The following is an 18,481-nucleotide window of genomic DNA, read 5'->3' on the forward strand; positions in this document are numbered from 1 at the left end:
ACATCACGCCGCGCGACCACCGCGAGGGCTTCCCTGGCCTGGACATGAACGAATGGTTCGGGCTGGACATCCGCTTCACCGTCAACATGCCGCAGGACCTCACCATGGACCTCATGCTGCTGTCTGACGACGGGGCCATCCTCACCATCGATGACGTGGAGGTGATCAACAACGACGGCATCCATGCGGCGTATCCGCTGATGGAAACCGTGAAGCTGGCCAAGGGTTTGCGCAATTTCCGTGTGCGCTACTTCCAGGGGCCTGGCTATGGTCTCGCGCTGATCCTGGGTTGGAAGAAGCCGGACGGCAAGGACTACCAGTACATCCCCCGCCGGCTGCTCGGACGCCCGCCGGCCGCAGCCGCAGCCGCAGCCGCCTCGGCCCCGCAGTAGGCACGGCGACATTCGACGGTCCCAGGGAGAACACAAGATGAAGAAGACACAGAAGGATCAGGCCAGCCACCGAACGCGCAATGCGGTGGGCGCCGCGGTGCTGCTGCTTGCCGGCGGCGCCGCTGCCTGGCTGTACGGTCACAAGCCGGCCGGCGAAGCACCGGTTGCCGTGCAGGCTTCGGCGCCCGTAATGCCCGCAGCGCTCGCAACACCAGCCGAAGCAGCCAGCGCCGCAGCCGTCGCGGTCCAGGCAGTACCGACGCCTGCCGCGAGCAGGCCCGTGCTGCCCGGTCGCGCCAATGTCGCAGCACCGCCCGAAGGCGAATCGCCGACCGAGTCGCTGCGCAAGGTGCAGCTGGGCCTGAACGGCGGGACTGCGGAGGATGCGCTGAAAGCGGCCCAGACGCTTCAGCATTGCTCAATGATGTCCAAGGTCCCGGAAGCCCTCTTCGCCCTCCGCGATCAACCGGACCTGATGCCAGCCAATGTCAAGAAGGCGCTCAAGGACATGGGCGGCGAGGAGGGCGTGAGCAACGAGACGATCACCAACGCCCAGCGCGAGCAGCGTCGCTGCCAGGTCTTTGACGCCGCCACGCTGGCGCGCAGCGGTGAGCTCCTGCAAAAAGCCTATGAGGGCGGTGCTGCAGGAGCGGCGATGGCCTATCTGCAATCGCTGGAGTCGCCCGACGCCAAGGGCAAGGCGGATCCGGCGCTCATTGGCAAGCTGCAGCACGATGTGTTCGTAGCCGCTGCGACCGGCGACCCTGACACGCTGATGTCGCTTGTCATGGCATCCGGCGATATGGCGCGCGACCTGGGCATCACGCCGACACACCGTAGCGGCTACAAAAATGCCTATCTGCAGATCCAGGAAGAGCGTATGCCGGGCATGGCAAAGGTGATGGAAAAAATAATTGATGCGGTATCGCAGATGAACCCGCCAGCGCCCCTCACCGCCACGCAGCAACGCGAGGCCAATCTGCTAACCAAGGCGGTGGTCGACGGCTGGCGCATGGGGCGCAAGAGCTGATCACCCCTGACCCAACCACTCCAAATGCAACACACCAAGACACTGGCCGCCATCGCCCTGTTGGCACTCGCCACCGCCGCCTGGGCGCAAGGCGTCGAGACCGTCACGCCAGACCGGGCGCGCGCCAATTTCGACCGCACGATCACGCTCGCGGCCGACGACGTGCGTGCCTTCCCCGCGCCACCCGCCGGCTTCGCCGACGCCAGGCCCGGCGTGGTGGCCGGCCGCATCGAGGAACTGAGCTACGCCTCGGGCGTGACCGGCACGCAGCGCAAGGCCAGCGTCTATCTGCCGCCGGGCTATTCGGCCGAGCGACGCTACCCCGTGCTCTACCTGCTGCACGGCATCGGCGGCAACGAGCACGAATGGCGCGGCTATGTACGGGCGCCCCAGGTGCTGGACAACCTCATCGCCGACGGCAAGGCGCTGCCGATGATCGTCGTGATGCCCAATGGCCGCGCGTTGCCGGATGACCGCTCGCCGCCCGCAGACCGCGTATTCACGCCGGAGAACGCCGCCGGGTTCGCCAAGTTCGAGCGCGACCTGCTGGAGTTCCTGATCCCGGCCGTCGAAGCGAAGTACTCGGCCTCGGGCGACCGCAAGCAGCGCGCGCTGGCCGGGCTGTCCATGGGCGGCGGCCAGGCGCTGAACTTCGGCCTGGCCCACCTCGACACCTTTGCCTGGGTCGGCGGCTTCTCCTCCGCGCCCAACACCAAGCCCGCCGCCGAATTGCTGCCCGACCCCGCTGCCGCCCGGCGCCAGCTCGCGCTGCTCTACCTGTCCTGCGGCAACAAGGACGGGCTGATCAACGTCTCCCAGGGCGTGCACCGTGCGCTGAAGGCCGGGGACGTCCCGCACCTCTGGAACGTCGACGAATCCGGCCACGACCGCGACAGCTGGGCCGAGAACCTCTTCCATTTCGCGCAGCGCCTGTTCCGCTGAGGCCTCGACCGGTGCTCAGACTCGGCATCACCCTGCTGATCGGCCTGCTCGCCCTGCCGGGCGTCGCCGTGGCCGAACCACCACTCATCAAACCGCGCCTCGTCGTCCTCACCGACATCGAGAACGAGCCGGACGACACCCAGTCCCTGGTGCGGCTGCTGCTCTACGCCAACGACATCGAGCTGCGCGGCCTCGTGGCCACGACCTCGGTGCACATGAAGCAGGGCGTGCATCCCGAGTCGATCAAACGGGTGATCCAGCACTACGCCCAGGTGCTGCCAAGGCTGCGCCAGCACGACCGCGCCTACCCCGATGCCGCGCTGCTGCTGGCCCGCGTCGTGACGGGGCAGCCCGGCTACGGCCTGCAGGCCATCGGTGACGGGCGCGACAGCCCCGGCTCCGAGCTGCTGCTGCGCGAGCTCGAACGCCCCGATCCGCGCCCGCTGTGGGTCAGCGTCTGGGGCGGGGCCAACACGTTGGCGCAGGCCCTGCACAGCCTGAAGCGCACGCGCCCGAAAGCAGCCGTCGACGCGGCCGTCAGCCGCCTGCGCGTCTACACCATCTCCGACCAGGACGACAGCGGCGCCTGGCTGCGCCGCGAGTTCCCGGGCCTCTTCTACATCGTCAGCCCCGGCAGCTATGCGCGCCCCACCTGGGCCGCGATCCACCGCGAGATCGAGGGCATCGACAACCAGCACGTCAGCAACGCCTGGATCGTCCGCAACATCCAGCAGGGCCACGGCCCGCTGGGCGCCGCCTACCCCGACATCGCCTACGGCATGGAAGGCGACACGCCCTCCTTCCTCGGCCTCATCCCCAACGGCCTGAACGCGCCCGAGCACCCGAACTGGGGCGGCTGGGGCGGGCGCTACGAGCTCTACACCCCGCGCCGCGAGGACACCGACCCGGACGGCTTCACCGGCGGCGTGCCCGTCGAGACCGAGACGCGCCCGATCTGGACCAATGCCGTGGATCGCTTCCGGCCCGTTGTTCCTGCAGCTTACGGCCGCCCCGTCAAGGCCGGGGAGCGTGAGTTCAACGATGCGCTCGTGACGCTGTGGCGCTGGCGCGAGGCCATCCAGAACGACTTCGCCGCCCGCCTGCTGTGGACGACGCGTGCGCCTGCCGAGGCCAACCACGCGCCGGTCGTGCGCCTGGCCCATGCCACCGAGCTGCATGTACGCGGCGGCGACTGGGTCACCCTCGACGCCAGCCCCAGCAGCGACCCCGACGGCGACAGCCTGAGCTTCCTGTGGCTGGCCTACCCCGAGGCCGGCACGCTGAAAGCCCCGCTGCCGCTGGGCACCGAAGTCCAGGCCCGCATCGGCCTGCGCACACCCGAGGTGGACGCGCCGGCCACGGCGCACGTCATCGTGCAGGTCACCGACAAGGGCACGCCCGCCCTCACCCGCTACCAGCGCGTCATCCTGCACATCGAGCCGAAGGCCCCATGACGCGTCGACAACGCCACGCGGCGCGCTGGCTCGCCCTCGCCGCGACCGGCTGGTTGACGGGATGCGTGATCAACGCAGCCAAGCCCTACGACGGCGCGGCGCTGGATCCGCACGGTGAGCGCGCCATCGCCGTGGTCGGCGTCACGGTTGATCGCCCGTGGCGCTTCGAACGGTTCGGGGTGGTCCTGGATCAGTACGACGTGACCCAGCAGAAGATCACGGGCAATTGCTTTTCGTACAACCGGATCGAGGTCAACGCGCCCGGCGTCCCAGGCCCGACTCGTTTCTTCGCCTTTGACGTGCCCCCGGGCCCCTACATCTACAGCGCCTTCAACGGCGGCAGGTTCGCTGCGAAGGACCAGGCATTCCTATTGCCTGCAGGTCGTGCCATGTACATCGGCAACTTTGTCCTCGGTGACAACGACAGCGTCACGCTGCGCCGCGACACCGCGCAGGATCGCGCCGCACTGGCGCAAGCCCTGCCAAAGCTGGTTGCACAAATGGAGACGACCCCCACGGTCGCGGCAACAGCGGCGAAACCGTTCCTGTGCACGCCTTGAGGGCCACCGCCTGGCGCCCCCCTTCTCTGCCGTCGCTAACCAGACCTTCGTACAGACGCGAAGTCGAGTAAAGACAACAGCGACAGTGATTCCGCCGCGCGCTGACGACGAAAATCGGACCCGCGGCGTCTCACTCGCCTCTCACACATCGAAAAGGAATTTCCCATGCGCAACGGACCCTGGGCGAACACGCTCGCTGCCGCCCTCTGTCTGCTGTCGGCCTGCTCCGCTGGCGCCCAGCAATCCGGCCCGACGAATCTGGAACCGCGCGTGGTGGTGGCCGGCAAGAGGGGCGATCTCTCCGCGTGGTTCCGGGCCGAAAGCCAGCGCTTCGTCGTGTACTCCGACGCCAGCCAGGAAGACGTCACCCAGCTGCTGGACAACCTGGAGAAGCTCGACCATCTGCTGCGCATCTACACCCAGCCCCTGCGCCAGGCCGAGCAGCCGGAACCCAAGCTGACGCTGTACTACCACAGCCGCGCCTCGGCCCTGGGTGAGATCGACGCCAGCGTGCCGGCCGATGCCGTGGGCCTGTACAGCAGCTGCACCTCCGGCGTCCAGGGGTTCGGGGTGCATCTGGAACGCGTCCCCAGCCTCCGCGACGAGCAGCTCGACAAGTCCCCGCTGAACGACACGCTGTCCTATGTCTTCGAGGCGTATGCGCGGCACTTTCTCTATCGCCATACGGACATCCGCACCCCGACGTCGTTCATCGATGGCTTCGCGCAGTACTTCTCCGCAGTGCGGTTCTCGGAAAAGCAGATGGTGGTGGGTCGAACACCGAAAGCCATCGCCCGCTACCTGAAGTTCATCGATGACGGCCGAAGGTACAGCCTCGAATACGACGACGTCCTGCAACACAGGCTCGCCAACGCCCACAACTACGCCGGCGACGCTGGCGTGCGCCTGGAGTTCGAGGCGAAGTCCTGGCTGTTGACGCACTACATGCTGTCGTCGGAAGACAGGCGCAAGCGCCTGAACCGGTATCTCGGGCTCGTGGACCGCGGCGCTTCCCCGACGACGGCCTTTGAACGGGCCTACAACGTCAAGGCATCCGAGATCAGCGCGGTGATGTGGCGGTATGGCCTTCGGGGCATGGAGGCCCTGCGGGTGGCACAACCATCCCTTCCGGCTGCACGGCTGAGGTTCCATGCGCTGCCCCGCGCGGCGGGCGAATTCGTGCTGGCGGATGCCGCCTTGAAGGCGTGCCCGAGCCGACCAGCCGGGGAGGCGCTGCTGAAGAAGGTCGCCGGCCTGGCGGTGCAGTTCCCGAACGACGACCTGGCCCGCCTCACCTTGAGCCGGGCGCAGATCGACTGGGGGAACCCGCAGGAAGCCTTGCCGGCGCTGAATGCCGTCCTGCAAGGGGATGACGCCAACTTCGAGGCCCGGTATCTGTTGGGCATGGCTAATCTGCGCCTGGCCGAGCGCAACGAGGGTGATGCCAGGCGCGCCTATCTCCAGGCCGCCCAGGGCCATCTGCAGCGCGCCCGCGGCTTGAATCCGCAATCACCGGAAGCTGCCTTGGCCGTCTTCAAGACCGAAGTGGCCGCCACGGATGCCCCAGACAGTGCTGCGCTGCAGGGTGTCATCTCGGCCTGGCAGACCGCGCGCGAAGTCGACGCGCTCGCGCGTTCCGCAGCGCTGGCCTACGCCTATGCCGGCAATGCAGACGAGGCACACCAGACTCTCGTTTCGCTAGTACAGAACATGCGCGACGAGCCCACGGCTCAATGGGCCAGGCAGTGGCAGGGTCGCCTCAACGCAGGCGTAACCCGTGGCGACATCCTCGCCGAGATGCGCCGCGACTCCGTGCCCGACGCGCCCTTCAAGGAGTGGACGGTCGACAAGGAAAGCGTGATGCAAAAGGTGGAACTCAGCTACGCCCTGGAGATGGCGCAACCCTTCATCAAAGCCACGCAGGAGCAGCAAGGCAAGGCCGGGCAACCGGCAAGTGACCTCAGCGGCGGCAACCGGAAGAAGTAGGGCTGCGAACATGGCGCTGCAGGTACCGGTCGCGCACCTGAGCGGTCGCGGACGGGGCCCGCTTGCCAATCCTCAGTCGTTACGCGCTCACTGCCCAGTTCCAAGCTTGAACACGCCAACCACCTCGGTCAGGCGCCGCGCCTGCTGACTCAGGCTATCCGCGGCAGCCGCCGATTCCTCCACCAGCGCCGCGTTCTGCTGGGTCACCTGATCCAGCTGGTTCACGGCGTTGCTGACCTCTCCGATGCCAACGCTCTGCTGGTCCGCGGCGGCGCCGATCTCTGCAATCAGCGTCGCGACCTGCTGCACGTTGCGCACGATCTCTTCCATCGTCACGCCTGCACCTTCGACGAGCCGCACGCCGGCATCCACCCGCTCCACGCTCTCGCCGATCAATACCTTGATTTCCTTGGCCGCGGTCGCGGCGCGCTGTGCCAACGTGCGCACCTCGCCCGCAACAACCGCGAATCCGCGGCCATGCTCGCCCGCTCGCGCAGCCTCGACGGCGGCGTTCAGGGCTAGGATATTGGTCTGAAAGGCGATGCCGTCGATCACGCCGGTGATGTCGGCAATCTTGCGCGAGCTGGCACTGATGTTCCCCATGGTCGTGACCACCTCCGAGACGACCGCGCCGCCTCGCGTCGCCACCTTGCTGGCGGCACCAGCCAATGCAGCGGCCTCACGCGCGGACGCAGCGCTGCGCTGAACGGTGGCCGTGAGCTCCTCCATCGACGAAGCGGTCTCCTCCAGATTGGAGGCCTGCTCTTCAGTGCGCTGGGACAGGTCCGCGCTGCCGGTGGCGATTTCCTGCGAACCCGTCGCGATCGATTCGCTGCTCAGGCGCACCTGATCCACGATGCGCACCAGGCTCTGATTCATCGAATGCAGCGCCAGCAGCAGTTGGCCCGTTTCGTCCCGGCCATGCGACTTGATCTCCGAGGTCAAGTCACCGGACGCAACGGTCTCGGCGACGTGCAGCGCCTCGGCGATCGGCCTCGTGATTGAACGGCTCAGCAAGACGGCGATCAGGGTTGCAAGGCCCACGGCGACAGCCGACAGCAGGATCATGAGGAACTTCGCTGCAGCGGCGGTTTCCTTGGCCTCGGCGCCAAACTGCTCCATGCTCTCGGTCTGGGACTTGGCGAACTCCTCGACCGCATGCAGATAGACGCCTTGCACCGGCAGGATGCCGGTGATGAGTTCTGTGCGCCCGTCCTCGACCTTTCCGGCCTTGATCATTTCAATCAGAGGCGCCTGGTGTTCCTTGAATTTCGCCCGGCCGTCGATCAGCGCCTGCAAGGCCGCTCGGCCCCGCTCGCTGTGCACGGTAGCCGTCAGCTTCTGGATGGCGTCGTTCACCACGGGCACGGAGGCCTCGATCTTGGCCAGCTCCTTGTCGACAACCCCTTTGTCGGAGGCGATCAATGCCGTCCTGATGGCTCGCAGCTGCGCGTTCACCTCGTTCTCGATGAGGTGAGCCAGCGACACCTTGACGAAACGGTCGTGCAGGATGATTTCGGTGCTGCCATTCACCGCGTTGATCTTCGTCACGCCGATGATGGCCAGCGCGGCCAGCAACGCGATGACCATTGCAAATCCCGCTGTCAGACGGGTCCCAATCTTCCAGTCTGTCGCAGCTTTCATGGCCGCCTCCTGTTGGTATGAGAGAACTGGTCTGCATCGCCAGACCACCGATTTATACGACTACTTGAGCCCCAGTGCCCACGCGATGCCGCCCAGCACGTGACTTTGGAAGGCTGGCATGAGCCACACATGCTCGTTGTGGCCCAGCGCTGTGTAGAACACCCGGCCCTTGCCGAAGTTCCGGCACCAGGAAATCGGAAAGTGCCCGGGCGCGTGGGTGTTCGGATGCCGATCCAGCACGAGCAGATCGTGCACGCCAGCGGGGTCATGGTTCTTGAAGACGTAGATCTCCTCAAGCTTGCCATCAAGGGTCCAGGTGGCGGGCAGATGGCGGTTCGCCGGGTGCGAGGCGTCGCGGTTGAGGGCTTCGATGCTCACCTGCTCGCGGTGATAGTCGAACTCGCCGCCCAGCATGTCGATGTAGGGGCGGTAGGCGTGCAGGGTGTCGGTGGCGCTGTGGATGCCGATGAAGGCGCCGCCGTCCCTGATCCACTGGATGAAGGCCTCCTTGTCGGGCAGTGGCAGCTCGCCCGTGGTGCTGGCGAAGACGATGCCGTCGTAGCGCTTCAGCGCCGCAGGATTCAGCTTGCGCTCCAGCATGGTTCTGACCTGCTCGGCGTAGACCGCCGCAGCGGCGCCTTCGACGGGCGTGACGGCCGCCAGCTCCACGTCAAACGAGCCGGACGACTGTCCGAGCGACGCCAGCACGCGTTCCGCCGTCTCGATGGAGCTGTGGCGAAAGCCCATCGTCGTCGTGACGATGAGGAGCTTCTTGGGCGGCGCGGCCAGGGCGTCGGTGACCACCCCGCAAGCCATGGCGGCGAGGCATGTGAGCCAGATAAAGCATTTCATCGGTCAATCTCCAATTGGGTGAGATTCAGAGGCCGCCGTCCCCGCTCTGGCATCGGACGGTCTCAGCTTCGGCTTTCGGCGGCGGCGGCGGGCAGTGTGACCGACGCATCGAATGACAGCGCGGCGAAGGCGAAGGGAATGCGGCGGCGCAGCGTCATCCTGCACACCAGCAGGCCCATCACGAACGAGCAGGCGAGGCGGATGAGCGCCACCCAGAAGCATGAGCATTACTCAAGGCCTCACCCGGGCTTCGCCCACGCGGCCTCGTCCGACCTTTGCAGGGCCGTGACGCCGACACGGCCGGCACGGGTGGATTCCTAAGCTCAGCGGCGTGGCACCTGCCTTGTTGAAGGCATGACGCTGCCACCCATCAAGCCAAAGGAGATCCCCATGACGAAGCAAATCCGCACCTCCCGTCTTTTGTGTGCCCTCGCACTGGTCGGCCTCGCCGGCGCGGCTTCGGCCAATCTGACCAAGCCCGTCTATTCGCAAGCCAAGGATGAGGTCAAGGCCATGTTCAAGGCCGAGCGCGACAAATGCGGTTCCCTTGCGGGCAATGCCAAGGACGTGTGCGTCGAGCGCGCCAAGGCTCATGAAAAGGTCGCCCTGGCCAACCTCGAATACCAGTACACCGGCACGGTCAAGGATCACAACGATTACCTGGAGTCTCGCTACGAGGCACGCTACAAGCTGGCCAAGGAAATGTGCGATGACAAGTCCGGCAATGCCAAGGACGTCTGCGTCGCCGAAGCCAAGGCCGAGCATGACAAGGCCAAGGCCGACCTGAAGGCCAACAAGGCGGTCGCGTCCGCGCAGTCAGATGCGCTGGAGACCAAGCTGAAGGCCGACTACAAGGTCGCCAACGAACGCTGCGATTCGCTATCGGGCGACGCCAAGGACAGCTGCCAGGCCAGCGCCAAGGCCCGCTACTTCCAGTGATGAGGCGCCACCGCTGCGATACCGCAGCGGTGGCATGACGAAAAAACGCCGGCTCTCGAGCCGGCGTTCTCGCACCTGGAGAAACGTTCAATGCGCCGCACTGGCCGCGGCGGGCATGCCGTCCGCCACCGCGACCACGCGCCCCGCCTGCGGCAGAGTCAGGCGGTTATCCACGCCACGCACGCCCTGTGGGGCTCCGGCCAGCACCGTGGCGCGCTCCTTGGCGGCCGCATCGGGGGCCGGGCCTTCCAGACGCACGATGCCGCCCGTCGTCGTCACCTCGATGCGCGGCGCGCTGAGGGCGGGGTCGGCAGCAAGCGCCGTCTTGACCTTGAGACTGATGCCCGTGTCATCGATGGCCGTGCCAACGCCGTCCACGGCGCTGCGCGAGGCCTCGACGGCCGCGTTCTGAGAATCCGTCACCGTTTGACCGATGCGATGGCCGAAGTTGCGCACGCTCGCAATCGCGTCGTCAAGCTGGGTGCCCGGGGTGCGGGAGTCTTGCAGGGTGGCAACGGTGATCGCCGTGATAGCGGCGCCCAGGCCCAGTGCGAGGAGCCAGGCGCCAGCGCTGGAGCGCCTGCGAGGCCTCTCGTCGTCGCGCAAGCGGCGTACGGGCGGTGCGACGGCAGGATCGGTGGACTCACCATAAGCCGGCAGACGGGCGCGCCAGTCGTCGGCGTGGGGGCTTGTGACGGGTTTCATCGCGATCTCCTGACGGGCCCGGTGGGCCTCACGCTGCAAGTCTGACTAGCGGCCATGGCCCCACCCGTCAGCGAGTGCAGTCGCAGGCTGTAGGACCGCGCGCCACTGCATCGGCGCGTGCATGCGGGCTTCCCGTTGTCCGATAGCTGCTACTGCCGCAGGCCGACACCGCCGACGAAGCTCACCACCCATCATCCGACTCACCAAACCTTGAAGTGCTGCGCCATGAATCTCCGCCTGCTCTTCCCGCTGCTCGGCCTGTCTCTCGTCCAGGGTGTTCATGCCCAGGGCGTGCCAGCCAGTAGCGGTATGGGCGCTGGTATCGGTCTGGCCAGCCAAGCGACGCCGCAATACGCATCGGACCCCGAGCTGAACTGGCGCGACCCGCAATGGCTTAGTCGCCAGCGCGAACGCTCGCGCTGGCGCTATCAGCTGGGGCTCGAACAGCAACTTCGCTCACCCGCGCAGCTCGGGCCGCAAGCTGCCGTGCGCGAGGCCCTGTGGGCTGGCGTCAGCTACAACTTCAACACCAGGTTGAGCGGCGGTGTGGAAACACCGGTCTGGCAGCGTGACAGCGGCTGGGCATCGCGCATGGCTTTCGAACGCCCAAAGGGAGAAGGCTTGACTGGCTTGCGCGGTGCGTTCTCGTACCAGCTGAGTTCACAAAGCCGGCTGACGTTGCGCCCGCAGGCCCGTCGCGTCATGCTTAGCTATTCAGCGACCTGGTGAACGGCAAAGCGGGCGCCTGAGCGCCCACCTGTCATCGACCGTCGGTTGGGTTGACTACGCCAGCTGCGGAGATCGCCCGGCAGCCAGATCGGCGCAATAGTTGATCAGTTCGTCGAGCTGGCGGCACTTATCGAACACGCGCTCTGCGCCCAGTGTGGCGCACCGGCGGCGCATGTCCTCGGTCGCGTAATTGGTCAGCACGATGCGGCGCGCCGCCATGCCCAAACGCTGAGCCGCACGCAGCACGCCCAGACCGTTGCCGGAATTCAGGAAGATATCGACGATGACCACATCGGCCTTCTGGGCGGCCTCTCGGCTCATCCAATGCACGGCCGACTCCTCATCGCCGGCGCTGCCGATGACTTCGACGTTGGCCATTTCCTCGAGCGTGCCCGCCAGGTTCTCGCGGATCACCGGGCTGTTCTCGACGAGAAACGCGCGCAACACGGGCATGGATAACTCCAGTTCAGGCACGCGCCATCCAGTCCTTCAACTCGTCGGCGTGCTCTTCCTCGTCAGCCAGGATGTCCTCCAGCAGGCGCCGGGTCGTGGAATCCTTGTCACCGACCAGATGGATCATCTGGCGGTAGCTTTCGACGGCCACGCGCTCCGCGATGAGGTTGGATCTGATCATGGCCTTGAGGTCGTTGACCGGGTCATAGTCCGCGTGGCTACGCTCTGGCAGGCCCACAGGGTTGAAGTCGGGTTCGCCGCCCAGCTGCACGATGCGCTCGGCCAGCCGGTCGGCATGGCCCAGTTCCGCATCGGCATGGACGAGAAATTCCGCGGCAATGCTGGGCGACTCCAGCCCCGAGGCCATGAAGTGGTGCCGGCGGTAGCGCAGCACGCAGATCAGCTCGGTGGCCAAAGCACCGTTGAGGAGGCTGACGATGTCTTCACGCCACGGCCCGTAGGCCGGCGTGACCGCGCCATCATCGAGATGACCGCGCGCCGCCTCCAGGCCGGCCTCATCCAGTTGCAGAGGCCTTTGCTTGTCAACCATTGCGTGCCACCACGAGCTGGTTGTCCACCGAGCGGACGCCGTTCACGGCGGAGGCGAGCGTCGTCGCGCGAGCCTGCGAGCCGGCGTCGGGGGCCGTACCGACCAGCGTGACGCGGCCGTCCTCGGCTCGCACGTCGATCTTGGTGGCCTTGAGCCTGTCATCGGCCATCAGCGCGGCGTTGATCTTGGTGACGATGGTCGCGTCGGTAGCGGCGTCAGCAGCGGCCGCAGTCGCGTCCTTCAGCTTGGTCTCAGCCTTATCCACGGCTTGGCGGGCATCGGTCTTGGCCTCGTTACCGGCCTGCTTGGCGTCGGCAATCGCGCCGTCGAGCTTCTGGCCGGCAGTGCGTTCGTCGTTCTGCTTGCTGCAGGCGGCCAGGGCGGCGACCAGGGCCAGGGCGGCAATCAGCGGTGCGCGGGGGGTGGGAATGCGGTTCATCATGCGTCCTTTCTTCATCGCTGAAGGTGTTGGGAAAACGATGTGGGCAACTGTGGCGGCTGCGCCTGCGGCGCGGCGGCAGCCACGGCGCCTATCGGGTGTCGGACAACGCCGACTCGTTGCCAGTGGCGCATCTCCTCGCCACGGCGAACGTTCTGTTGAAGGAGGTCGACAAAGGCCGTCAGCAAGGCGGCGCCAAGTGCGGCGCTGAGGGCCAGCACCAGCCAAAGCGGCGGGAGGAGACGGGCCAAGGTATCGGCCAGGGTTTTCATCACTCGCTCCATGGTCTGCGTGACCTGAGCCGACTTTGCAAAAAACCGCTGGCGCCGGCTACCGGCTATATCCGCGTGGCCCCGTAGGACAAGCGGCCGGCCTATACCCCTTGTAGGACAGCGCTGATCGCGCACGCCGTTTGCCCTCGCTACGCTTTACTCGTTATCACAACTGATTCGGAGCGCAACATGATTCGCATTGGCATCGTTGACGACCACGCCATCGTGCGGTCCGGCCTGCGTCAGTTCCTCGGCGAAAACGTCGACCTGCGCGTGACAGGCGAGGCCGGCAACGGCCGCGACGCGCTCGAGCTGGCGCGCACCGGCGAGGTCGATGTCTTGTTGATGGACATCTCCATGCCCGGGCAGAGCGGCGTGGATGCCTTGTCGGCCATCAAGACCCGCTTCCCCGAGTTGCCCATCCTCATCCTCAGCGGCTTCCCCGAGACGCACTACGCCACGGCGCTGCTGCGCCAGGGCGCCAGCGGCTATCTGAACAAGGAGTGCGATCCGGAGGAGATCGCCAATGCCATCCGCACCGTCGCGCGCGGCCGGCGCTACATCAGCCCGGCCGTGGCCGAGTTGCTGGCCGACGGCGTCGCCGGGGGCGGCTCCGACCGGCCGCTGCACGAGTCGCTGTCGGAGCGCGAGCTACAGGTTTTCCTGCGCCTGGCCAAGGGAGAGACGGTGGGCGACATGGCCAAGGCCATGTTCCTCAGCGTCAAGACCGTCAGCACCTACCGCACCCGGGTGCTGGAGAAGATCAAGCTCGAGACCAACAGCGACCTGACCTACTACGCGCTGAAGAACGGCCTGATCCAGTAAGCGCAGCCCGGAAACGACAACGGCCCCTGACGGGGCCGTTTTTGCGAAGCCGGCTTGGCTCAGCGACCGATGTTCATCGGTGCCATCGACATGGAGGCACGCGATTGGGTTGCAATGCGGCGCTCGAGGTCGGCGTGGTCAATGGCGCTGGACAGATAGCGCTCTTCGACGTCGGAGACGGTGTCAACGGTCAGCGCGGTGCGCAGAGATTGCAGCAAGTTTTGGATCAGGCTCATGGTGGTTTGGGCTCGTGGCCCGCTCGTCGATCTAGGGTAAACCCGATTGTAGGGTAAATACTAGATCCAACACCCACCACTCAATGCCGGCCGAACATGAATTCATGCCGTTTCGAGGGCATGGCCGGCCTGCGCCCAGGCGTCGATGCCGCCGCGCAGCACACGGGCCTGGTGGCCCCTGGCCTTCAGCCACTGCGCGGCGCGCGCGGCAGACACATCGTTGGGACAGGCGCAGTAGGTGATGAATTCCGCCTCCAACGGCCAGCCCAGCAGGGCCGCATCGCCCAGGGCGCCGAGGTCGAGATGGCGCGCGCCGGGAAGGCGGCTGGCCAGCGGCGCGCCGCGCACGTCGACGAAAACGACATTGCTGCCCTGCTGCATCAACGCCAACACCTCGTCGGGGCCGAGGCGCTCAAGACGGCTCAACTCGCGCCGGACGGCGGCGCGCCGCCACAGCCGCCAGCCGAGATAGGCGGCGACGATCGCTGCGCCGAGGGCCAGGGCGGCGCCGCCCAACTGGCTCAGCTCCCGCAGCACGGCATCGATCTGCGCGTGGAAGACGCGGCCGGCCGCCAGGCCCGCGGCCGCCCAGAGCGCCGAGCCGAGCAGGTTCCAGGTCAGGAAGCGCCCCGCCGTCATGCCCAGGGCACCCGCCAGCGGCGGCGCGAGCATGGACAGTCCCGGCACGAACTTGGCGATGAGCAGGGTCAGCACGCCACGACGGGCGAAGCTGATCTCGTTCTGGCGCACGCAACTGTCCGGCGAGATGGAAATGCGGCACAGCGCCGCCAGCACACGCCGCCCCAGGCGCCGGCCCGCCCAGAACCAAAGCACATTGGCCACCATCGCCGCCAGCGTGATCGCGGCGAAGGCGCGCAACGCGAAGCCCTCGCGTGCCGCTGACTCCGCGCCCAGCAGCAGCAGCAAGGGCGTGGACGGCAGCGGCGCGCCGAGCTGGTGCAGCAGCACGGCGACGGCCACGGCAAGCAGGCCGTAGCGGGCAAAGAGATCGATCAGCAGGTCCATGATGTTGCTTGACAGCATAGTGCGCCGTGGCCTGTCCACGCTTCGGCCGGCCATTCGTGATGTAGTTGATTACATTACGCCACCATGCCAACCGACCTCTGGAGCCAGTTCGACGCCGCGCCGCTGGCGCTGACGCTGCGCGTGGCCGTCGTCGCAACGGCGCTGGCCCTGGTACTGGGCGTCGCCCTGGGCTGGGTGTTCGCGCGCACCAGGCTCCCGGGCCGGGGTCTGCTGGAGGCCATCTGCATGCTGCCGCTGGTGCTACCGCCGACCGTGCTGGGTTACGGCATCCTCGTGCTGATGGGTCGGCGCAGCGTGCTCGGTGGCTGGCTGCGCGAACACTTCGACTACACCATCATCTTCAACTGGCACGGCGCCGTCATCGCCTCGACGCTGGTGGCCCTGCCGCTGGTGCTCAAGGGCGCCAGCAGCGCCTTCTCCCAGGTCGACCGCAACCTTGAAGCCGCCGCGCGCACGCTGCGCCAGTCGGGCTGGAGCACCTTCCTGCGCGTGACGCTGCCGCTGGCCTGGCCCGGCATCCTCGCCGGCACGCTGCTGGCCTTCGCCCGCGCGATGGGCGAGTTCGGCGCCTCGCTGATGGTGGCCGGCTCCATCCCGGGCCAGACCCAGACCGCCTCCATGGCCATCTACGACGCCGTGCAGGCCGGGCGCGACGACCTGGCGCTGATGCTCGCCCTCGTCGTGTCGGCCTTCTCGGTCGCCATCCTCGTGCTGTCCAACCGCTTTCTGCAACGCTCGCCGTCATGAAGCGCCTGCTGCTCCTGTTGACCGCCATTCCCTTGCTGGCCTCGGCTCAGCAACTCACCGTCTCGGCCGCCGCCAGCCTGACCGATGCCTTCAAGGAGATCGCCCCTCGCTTCGAGGCGGCCAAACCCGGTGCAACGCTGCGCTTCAACTTCGCCGCCTCCGGCGTGCTACTGCAGCAGATCGCCCAGGGCGCACCGGTGGACGTCTTCGTCAGCGCCGACCAGGAGACGATGAACCGCAGTGCCGACCAACAGCTCATTGCCACCGGCACTCGCCGCGACTTCGCGAGCAACACGCTGGTCCTGGTGGCGCCGCCGGACAGCCCCGTCAGGCGTGTGGCCGACCTGACCTTGCCCGCCGTAAAACGCATCGCGGTTGGCAAGGTGGCCTCCGTCCCCGTGGGCCGATACACGCAGCAGGCCCTGGAGGCCGCACAGCTCTGGTCGGCGTTGAGCCCCAAGCTTGTCTTCGCCGACAACGTGCGCCAGGTGCTGGACTACGTCGCTCGCGGCGAGGTGGAAGCCGGCTTCGTCTACCGCACCGACGCCGAGATCGCCAAGGACAAGCTGCGCGTGGTCGCGGCGGTCGGCGGCCACACGCCCATCACCTACCCGGCCGCCGTCGTGGCGGGCAGCCGGCAGGCCGCGTTGGCGCGAGACTTCGTCGCTTTCCTCGGCGGGGCCGAAGCCCAGGGCATCCTGGCCAAGTACGGTTTCGGCAAACCTTGATCGACGTTCGCCTGCAACTTTCAGTCAGCGACGCCCGGCGCCGCTTCGACCTCGATGTCGCCTTTGCCACCGACGCGCCCTTCATCGCCCTCTACGGCCCATCGGGCGCCGGCAAGTCACTGACGCTGCAGGCGATGGCCGGCCTGCTGCCCGTGCAGGCTGGCCGTGTGCTGCTGAATGGCCACGCGCTGCTGGACACCGCCGCCGGCATCAACCTGCCGCCCGAGGCTCGTGGCGTCGGCTATCTGTTCCAGCACTACGCCCTGTTCCCCCACCTCAGCGTGCGCGACAACATCGCCTTCGGGCTGACGACCTGGCGCAAGCGGCTGAAGCCCGAGGACGCGGCGCGGGTGGACGAGCTGATCGAATCCTTCGGCCTCACGGCAATGGCGCGCAGCAAACCGGCCACGCTCTCCGGCGGCCAGCAGCAACGCGTGGCGCTGGCCCGGGCGCTGGCCTGCAACCCCAAGGTGCTGTTGCTGGACGAACCCTTCGCCGCCCTGCACAGCTCGCTGCGCCGCGAACTGCGCACCGAGTTGCAACGCGTGCTGGCGCAACGGGGCATCCCGGCCGTCATGGTCAGCCACGATGCCGACGACGTGCTGGCGCTGGCCGACGAGATCGTGCTGGTCGAGGGAGGCCAGGTCAGCCAGCGGCTGCAGGCCGGCGACCCCGAGCTGCGCGCCCGACTGCTATGAGCACCCCAGACCACCCGCTGCTGCAAGGCGAGTTGCGCCTGGCCGGCCGGCTCGACGGCCGCTTCTTCGACCTGCTCGCGGCTCTCGCGCTGACCGGCTCGCTTCAGAAGGCCGCCCGCGCCGCCGGCTACAGCTACAAGGGCGCCTGGCTGGTACTGGATGCGGCCACGGCGCTGACGCACTCACCGCTGGCCGACAAGGCCACGGGTGGCGCCGGTGGCGGCGGCACGCGACTGACTGCCGAGGGCGATGCCCTGCTCGCCGCCTGGCGTGAACTTCAGGCCCGACACACCGCCTTCCTGCACGAGCAGGCCGCCTGGCTGGCCACCCAACCGGCGCTCGACGCGCTGCTGAAAAGGATGAGCATGAAGACCACCGCCCGCAACCAGTTCTTCGGCCGCATCTCGGGCGTGAACCCCGGCCCGGCCACGACGACGGTGCGCGTCGCGCTGGACGGCGGCCAGGAAATCACCGCCTCGCTGACGACCGAGGCCGCGCAGGAGTTGCAGGTGCAGACGGGCAAGGAGGCCCTGGCCCTCGTGAAGTCCAGCGAGATCGTGCTGGTGACGGATTTCGGCGGCTACAGGCTGTCGGCCCGCAACCAACTGGCCGGCACGGTGTCGCGCGTGGAGCGCGGCGCGGTGTCGTCGCTGATCGGCGTGACGCTGCCGGGCGGCACGGTTGTCACGGCGAGCGTCACCAATGACGCGGTCGACGGCCTCGGCTTGGCCGTGGGCCAACCGGCAACGGCCGTATTCAAGGCGTATGCAGTGATGCTGGCCGTTCGCGCCTAGAGCCCCAGGTCGCTCAGGCTCGGATGCTCATCCGGCCTCCGGCCCAGCGGCCAGAAAAACAGCCGCGCCGATGTCGCAATGGGCAGGTCGTTGATGCTCGCAAAGCGCCGCCGCATCAGGCCCTCGGCGGTGAACTCCCAGTTCTCGTTGCCATAGCTGCGGTACCAGTGGCCCGAGTCGTCGTGCCACTCGTAGGCAAAGCGCACGGCGATGCGGTGGCCGTCGTGGGCCCACAGCTCCTTGATGAGCCGGTAGTCCAGCTCGCGCGCCCACTTGCGCACGAGAAAGCCATGCACCTGCTCGCGGCCGACCGGGAACTCGGCGCGGTTGCGCCAGACCGTGTCGTCCGTGTAGACGCCGACGACGCGGTCGGGGTCACGGCTGTTCCAGGCGTCTTCGGCCAGGCGCACTTTCTGCACCGCCGACTCTGGCGTGAAGGGTGGAAGCGGCGGCTTCATG

24 protein-coding genes are annotated in these 18,481 nt (G+C 67.2%); 13 read left to right on the plus strand and 11 right to left on the minus strand.

What is annotated here, in order from left to right; all coding sequences use genetic code 11:
* The 6 genes from AC1DW0_RS25785 to AC1DW0_RS25810 all read left to right on the plus strand — a co-directional run.
* Positions 1-392 (plus strand): PA14 domain-containing protein (locus AC1DW0_RS25785; protein ID WP_477948838.1); only part of this gene is annotated, 392 nt, incomplete at its 5' end.
* 37 nt (positions 393-429) lie between these two features.
* Entirely contained in the window at positions 430-1,422 is a 993-nt protein-coding gene (locus AC1DW0_RS25790; protein WP_056197526.1) for a hypothetical protein, read from the plus strand.
* A gap of 24 nt (positions 1,423-1,446) precedes the next feature.
* Entirely contained in the window at positions 1,447-2,364 is a 918-nt protein-coding gene (locus tag AC1DW0_RS25795; RefSeq protein ID WP_056197533.1) for an alpha/beta hydrolase, read from the plus strand.
* Between the two features lie 11 nt (positions 2,365-2,375).
* A complete protein-coding gene (locus AC1DW0_RS25800) occupies positions 2,376-3,818 on the plus strand; it encodes a DUF1593 domain-containing protein (protein ID WP_056197535.1) in 1,443 nt (480 codons plus the stop codon).
* Positions 3,815-4,378: a hypothetical protein gene (locus AC1DW0_RS25805; protein WP_056197537.1), complete on the plus strand. Its 564-nt coding sequence runs from the start codon at positions 3,815-3,817 to the stop codon at positions 4,376-4,378. Before AC1DW0_RS25800 ends, AC1DW0_RS25805 begins: the two co-directional genes overlap by 4 nt.
* 270 nt (positions 4,379-4,648) lie before the next feature.
* Entirely contained in the window at positions 4,649-6,364 is a 1,716-nt protein-coding gene (locus AC1DW0_RS25810; RefSeq protein WP_157281599.1) for a hypothetical protein, read from the plus strand.
* 87 nt (positions 6,365-6,451) lie between these two features.
* Here AC1DW0_RS25810 and AC1DW0_RS25815 read toward each other — a convergent pair whose 3' ends face one another.
* From AC1DW0_RS25815 to AC1DW0_RS25825, 3 genes are all read right to left on the minus strand, one after another.
* The gene (locus tag AC1DW0_RS25815) at positions 6,452-8,008 is read right to left on the minus strand and encodes a methyl-accepting chemotaxis protein (protein ID WP_477948842.1); all 1,557 of its coding nucleotides are present in this window, start codon (positions 8,006-8,008) and stop codon (positions 6,452-6,454) included.
* A gap of 60 nt (positions 8,009-8,068) precedes the next feature.
* Entirely contained in the window at positions 8,069-8,860 is a 792-nt protein-coding gene (locus AC1DW0_RS25820; protein WP_477948844.1) for a ThuA domain-containing protein, read from the minus strand.
* A 62-nt stretch (positions 8,861-8,922) separates the two neighbouring features.
* A complete protein-coding gene (locus AC1DW0_RS25825) occupies positions 8,923-9,072 on the minus strand; it encodes a hypothetical protein (protein WP_157281602.1) in 150 nt (49 codons plus the stop codon).
* 178 nt (positions 9,073-9,250) lie between these two features.
* Here AC1DW0_RS25825 and AC1DW0_RS25830 point away from each other — a divergent pair, with 178 nt between their 5' ends.
* Positions 9,251-9,799: a hypothetical protein gene (locus AC1DW0_RS25830; RefSeq protein WP_056199530.1), complete on the plus strand. Its 549-nt coding sequence runs from the start codon at positions 9,251-9,253 to the stop codon at positions 9,797-9,799.
* An 87-nt stretch (positions 9,800-9,886) separates the two neighbouring features.
* Here AC1DW0_RS25830 and AC1DW0_RS25835 read toward each other — a convergent pair whose 3' ends face one another.
* Positions 9,887-10,504 (minus strand): BON domain-containing protein, encoded by a 618-nt coding sequence (locus AC1DW0_RS25835; RefSeq protein ID WP_056197545.1) that lies wholly within the window; start codon positions 10,502-10,504, stop codon positions 9,887-9,889.
* A gap of 225 nt (positions 10,505-10,729) precedes the next feature.
* Here AC1DW0_RS25835 and AC1DW0_RS25840 point away from each other — a divergent pair, with 225 nt between their 5' ends.
* Positions 10,730-11,233 carry a hypothetical protein gene (locus AC1DW0_RS25840; protein WP_457356502.1) on the plus strand — a complete coding sequence of 168 codons (504 nt, stop codon included), beginning with the start codon at positions 10,730-10,732 and terminating at the stop codon, positions 11,231-11,233.
* Positions 11,234-11,287: 54 nt separating this feature from the next.
* Here the strand turns inward: AC1DW0_RS25840 and AC1DW0_RS25845 are convergent, their stop codons facing one another.
* From AC1DW0_RS25845 to AC1DW0_RS25860, 4 genes are read right to left on the minus strand one after another with little or no spacing between them, the layout of a single operon-like run.
* Positions 11,288-11,686, minus strand: a complete 399-nt coding sequence (locus tag AC1DW0_RS25845; RefSeq protein WP_056197549.1) for a response regulator transcription factor — start codon at positions 11,684-11,686, stop codon at positions 11,288-11,290.
* A 13-nt stretch (positions 11,687-11,699) separates the two neighbouring features.
* Positions 11,700-12,236, minus strand: a complete 537-nt coding sequence (locus AC1DW0_RS25850; protein WP_457447892.1) for a ferritin-like domain-containing protein — start codon at positions 12,234-12,236, stop codon at positions 11,700-11,702.
* Positions 12,229-12,693 carry a BON domain-containing protein gene (locus AC1DW0_RS25855; protein ID WP_477948848.1) on the minus strand — a complete coding sequence of 155 codons (465 nt, stop codon included), beginning with the start codon at positions 12,691-12,693 and terminating at the stop codon, positions 12,229-12,231. The genes AC1DW0_RS25850 and AC1DW0_RS25855 overlap by 8 nt, the downstream gene beginning before the upstream one ends.
* The gene (locus tag AC1DW0_RS25860; RefSeq protein WP_457323593.1) at positions 12,690-12,947 is read right to left on the minus strand and encodes a hypothetical protein; all 258 of its coding nucleotides are present in this window, start codon (positions 12,945-12,947) and stop codon (positions 12,690-12,692) included. Before AC1DW0_RS25860 ends, AC1DW0_RS25855 begins: the two co-directional genes overlap by 4 nt.
* 189 nt (positions 12,948-13,136) lie before the next feature.
* On the opposite strand from AC1DW0_RS25860, the gene AC1DW0_RS25865 reads away from it, so the two are divergent.
* Positions 13,137-13,772, plus strand: a complete 636-nt coding sequence (locus tag AC1DW0_RS25865; RefSeq protein WP_056197556.1) for a response regulator — start codon at positions 13,137-13,139, stop codon at positions 13,770-13,772.
* Positions 13,773-13,831: 59 nt separating this feature from the next.
* On the opposite strand, the gene AC1DW0_RS25870 is transcribed toward AC1DW0_RS25865, so the two are convergent.
* Together AC1DW0_RS25870 and AC1DW0_RS25875 are read right to left on the minus strand one after the other, a co-directional pair.
* Positions 13,832-14,008 (minus strand): hypothetical protein, encoded by a 177-nt coding sequence (locus tag AC1DW0_RS25870; RefSeq protein ID WP_157281608.1) that lies wholly within the window; start codon positions 14,006-14,008, stop codon positions 13,832-13,834.
* 102 nt (positions 14,009-14,110) lie between these two features.
* On the minus strand, positions 14,111-15,034 hold the full coding sequence (locus tag AC1DW0_RS25875) for a VTT domain-containing protein (protein ID WP_477948850.1): 924 nt from the start codon (positions 15,032-15,034) through the stop codon (positions 14,111-14,113).
* An 84-nt stretch (positions 15,035-15,118) separates the two neighbouring features.
* Between AC1DW0_RS25875 and modB the strand changes: the two genes are divergently transcribed.
* The 4 genes from modB to AC1DW0_RS25895 are packed head-to-tail and all read left to right on the plus strand — an operon-like array spanning position 15,119 to position 18,022.
* Positions 15,119-15,802 carry a molybdate ABC transporter permease subunit gene (gene modB, locus AC1DW0_RS25880; protein WP_477948852.1) on the plus strand — a complete coding sequence of 228 codons (684 nt, stop codon included), beginning with the start codon at positions 15,119-15,121 and terminating at the stop codon, positions 15,800-15,802.
* Positions 15,799-16,530 carry a molybdate ABC transporter substrate-binding protein gene (modA, locus tag AC1DW0_RS25885; protein WP_477948854.1) on the plus strand — a complete coding sequence of 244 codons (732 nt, stop codon included), beginning with the start codon at positions 15,799-15,801 and terminating at the stop codon, positions 16,528-16,530. Before modB ends, modA begins: the two co-directional genes overlap by 4 nt.
* Positions 16,527-17,228 (plus strand): ABC transporter ATP-binding protein, encoded by a 702-nt coding sequence (locus AC1DW0_RS25890; protein ID WP_477948856.1) that lies wholly within the window; start codon positions 16,527-16,529, stop codon positions 17,226-17,228. Before modA ends, AC1DW0_RS25890 begins: the two co-directional genes overlap by 4 nt.
* Positions 17,225-18,022: a TOBE domain-containing protein gene (locus AC1DW0_RS25895; RefSeq protein ID WP_477948858.1), complete on the plus strand. Its 798-nt coding sequence runs from the start codon at positions 17,225-17,227 to the stop codon at positions 18,020-18,022. Before AC1DW0_RS25890 ends, AC1DW0_RS25895 begins: the two co-directional genes overlap by 4 nt.
* Here the strand turns inward: AC1DW0_RS25895 and AC1DW0_RS25900 are convergent.
* Positions 18,019-18,480 carry a nuclear transport factor 2 family protein gene (locus AC1DW0_RS25900; protein WP_056197566.1) on the minus strand — a complete coding sequence of 154 codons (462 nt, stop codon included), beginning with the start codon at positions 18,478-18,480 and terminating at the stop codon, positions 18,019-18,021. The genes AC1DW0_RS25895 and AC1DW0_RS25900 overlap by 4 nt on opposite strands.
* Position 18,481: the final 1 nt, after the last annotated feature.

It is taken from the genome of Roseateles sp. P4_D2, from assembly GCF_056401875.1.

Bases quoted from the DNA above. Each gene is read 5' to 3' on its own strand.
- AC1DW0_RS25790 (WP_056197526.1), top strand. From the start codon at position 430: ATGAAGAAGACACAGAAGGATCAGGCCAGCCACCGAACGCGCAATGCG.
- AC1DW0_RS25795 (WP_056197533.1), top strand. From the start codon at position 1,447: ATGCAACACACCAAGACACTGGCCGCCATCGCCCTGTTGGCACTCGCC.
- AC1DW0_RS25805 (WP_056197537.1), top strand. From the start codon at position 3,815: ATGACGCGTCGACAACGCCACGCGGCGCGCTGGCTCGCCCTCGCCGCG.
- AC1DW0_RS25815 (WP_477948842.1), bottom strand. From the start codon at position 8,008: ATGAAAGCTGCGACAGACTGGAAGATTGGGACCCGTCTGACAGCGGGA.
- AC1DW0_RS25820 (WP_477948844.1), bottom strand. From the start codon at position 8,860: ATGAAATGCTTTATCTGGCTCACATGCCTCGCCGCCATGGCTTGCGGG.
- AC1DW0_RS25830 (WP_056199530.1), top strand. From the start codon at position 9,251: ATGACGAAGCAAATCCGCACCTCCCGTCTTTTGTGTGCCCTCGCACTG.
- AC1DW0_RS25835 (WP_056197545.1), bottom strand. From the start codon at position 10,504: ATGAAACCCGTCACAAGCCCCCACGCCGACGACTGGCGCGCCCGTCTG.
- AC1DW0_RS25840 (WP_457356502.1), top strand. From the start codon at position 10,730: ATGAATCTCCGCCTGCTCTTCCCGCTGCTCGGCCTGTCTCTCGTCCAG.
- AC1DW0_RS25845 (WP_056197549.1), bottom strand. From the start codon at position 11,686: ATGCCCGTGTTGCGCGCGTTTCTCGTCGAGAACAGCCCGGTGATCCGC.
- AC1DW0_RS25850 (WP_457447892.1), bottom strand. From the start codon at position 12,236: ATGGTTGACAAGCAAAGGCCTCTGCAACTGGATGAGGCCGGCCTGGAG.
- AC1DW0_RS25855 (WP_477948848.1), bottom strand. From the start codon at position 12,693: ATGAAGAAAGGACGCATGATGAACCGCATTCCCACCCCCCGCGCACCG.
- AC1DW0_RS25860 (WP_457323593.1), bottom strand. From the start codon at position 12,947: ATGAAAACCCTGGCCGATACCTTGGCCCGTCTCCTCCCGCCGCTTTGG.
- AC1DW0_RS25865 (WP_056197556.1), top strand. From the start codon at position 13,137: ATGATTCGCATTGGCATCGTTGACGACCACGCCATCGTGCGGTCCGGC.
- AC1DW0_RS25870 (WP_157281608.1), bottom strand. From the start codon at position 14,008: ATGAGCCTGATCCAAAACTTGCTGCAATCTCTGCGCACCGCGCTGACC.
- AC1DW0_RS25875 (WP_477948850.1), bottom strand. From the start codon at position 15,034: ATGGACCTGCTGATCGATCTCTTTGCCCGCTACGGCCTGCTTGCCGTG.
- modB (WP_477948852.1), top strand. From the start codon at position 15,119: ATGCCAACCGACCTCTGGAGCCAGTTCGACGCCGCGCCGCTGGCGCTG.
- modA (WP_477948854.1), top strand. From the start codon at position 15,799: ATGAAGCGCCTGCTGCTCCTGTTGACCGCCATTCCCTTGCTGGCCTCG.
- AC1DW0_RS25895 (WP_477948858.1), top strand. From the start codon at position 17,225: ATGAGCACCCCAGACCACCCGCTGCTGCAAGGCGAGTTGCGCCTGGCC.
- AC1DW0_RS25900 (WP_056197566.1), bottom strand. From the start codon at position 18,480: ATGAAGCCGCCGCTTCCACCCTTCACGCCAGAGTCGGCGGTGCAGAAA.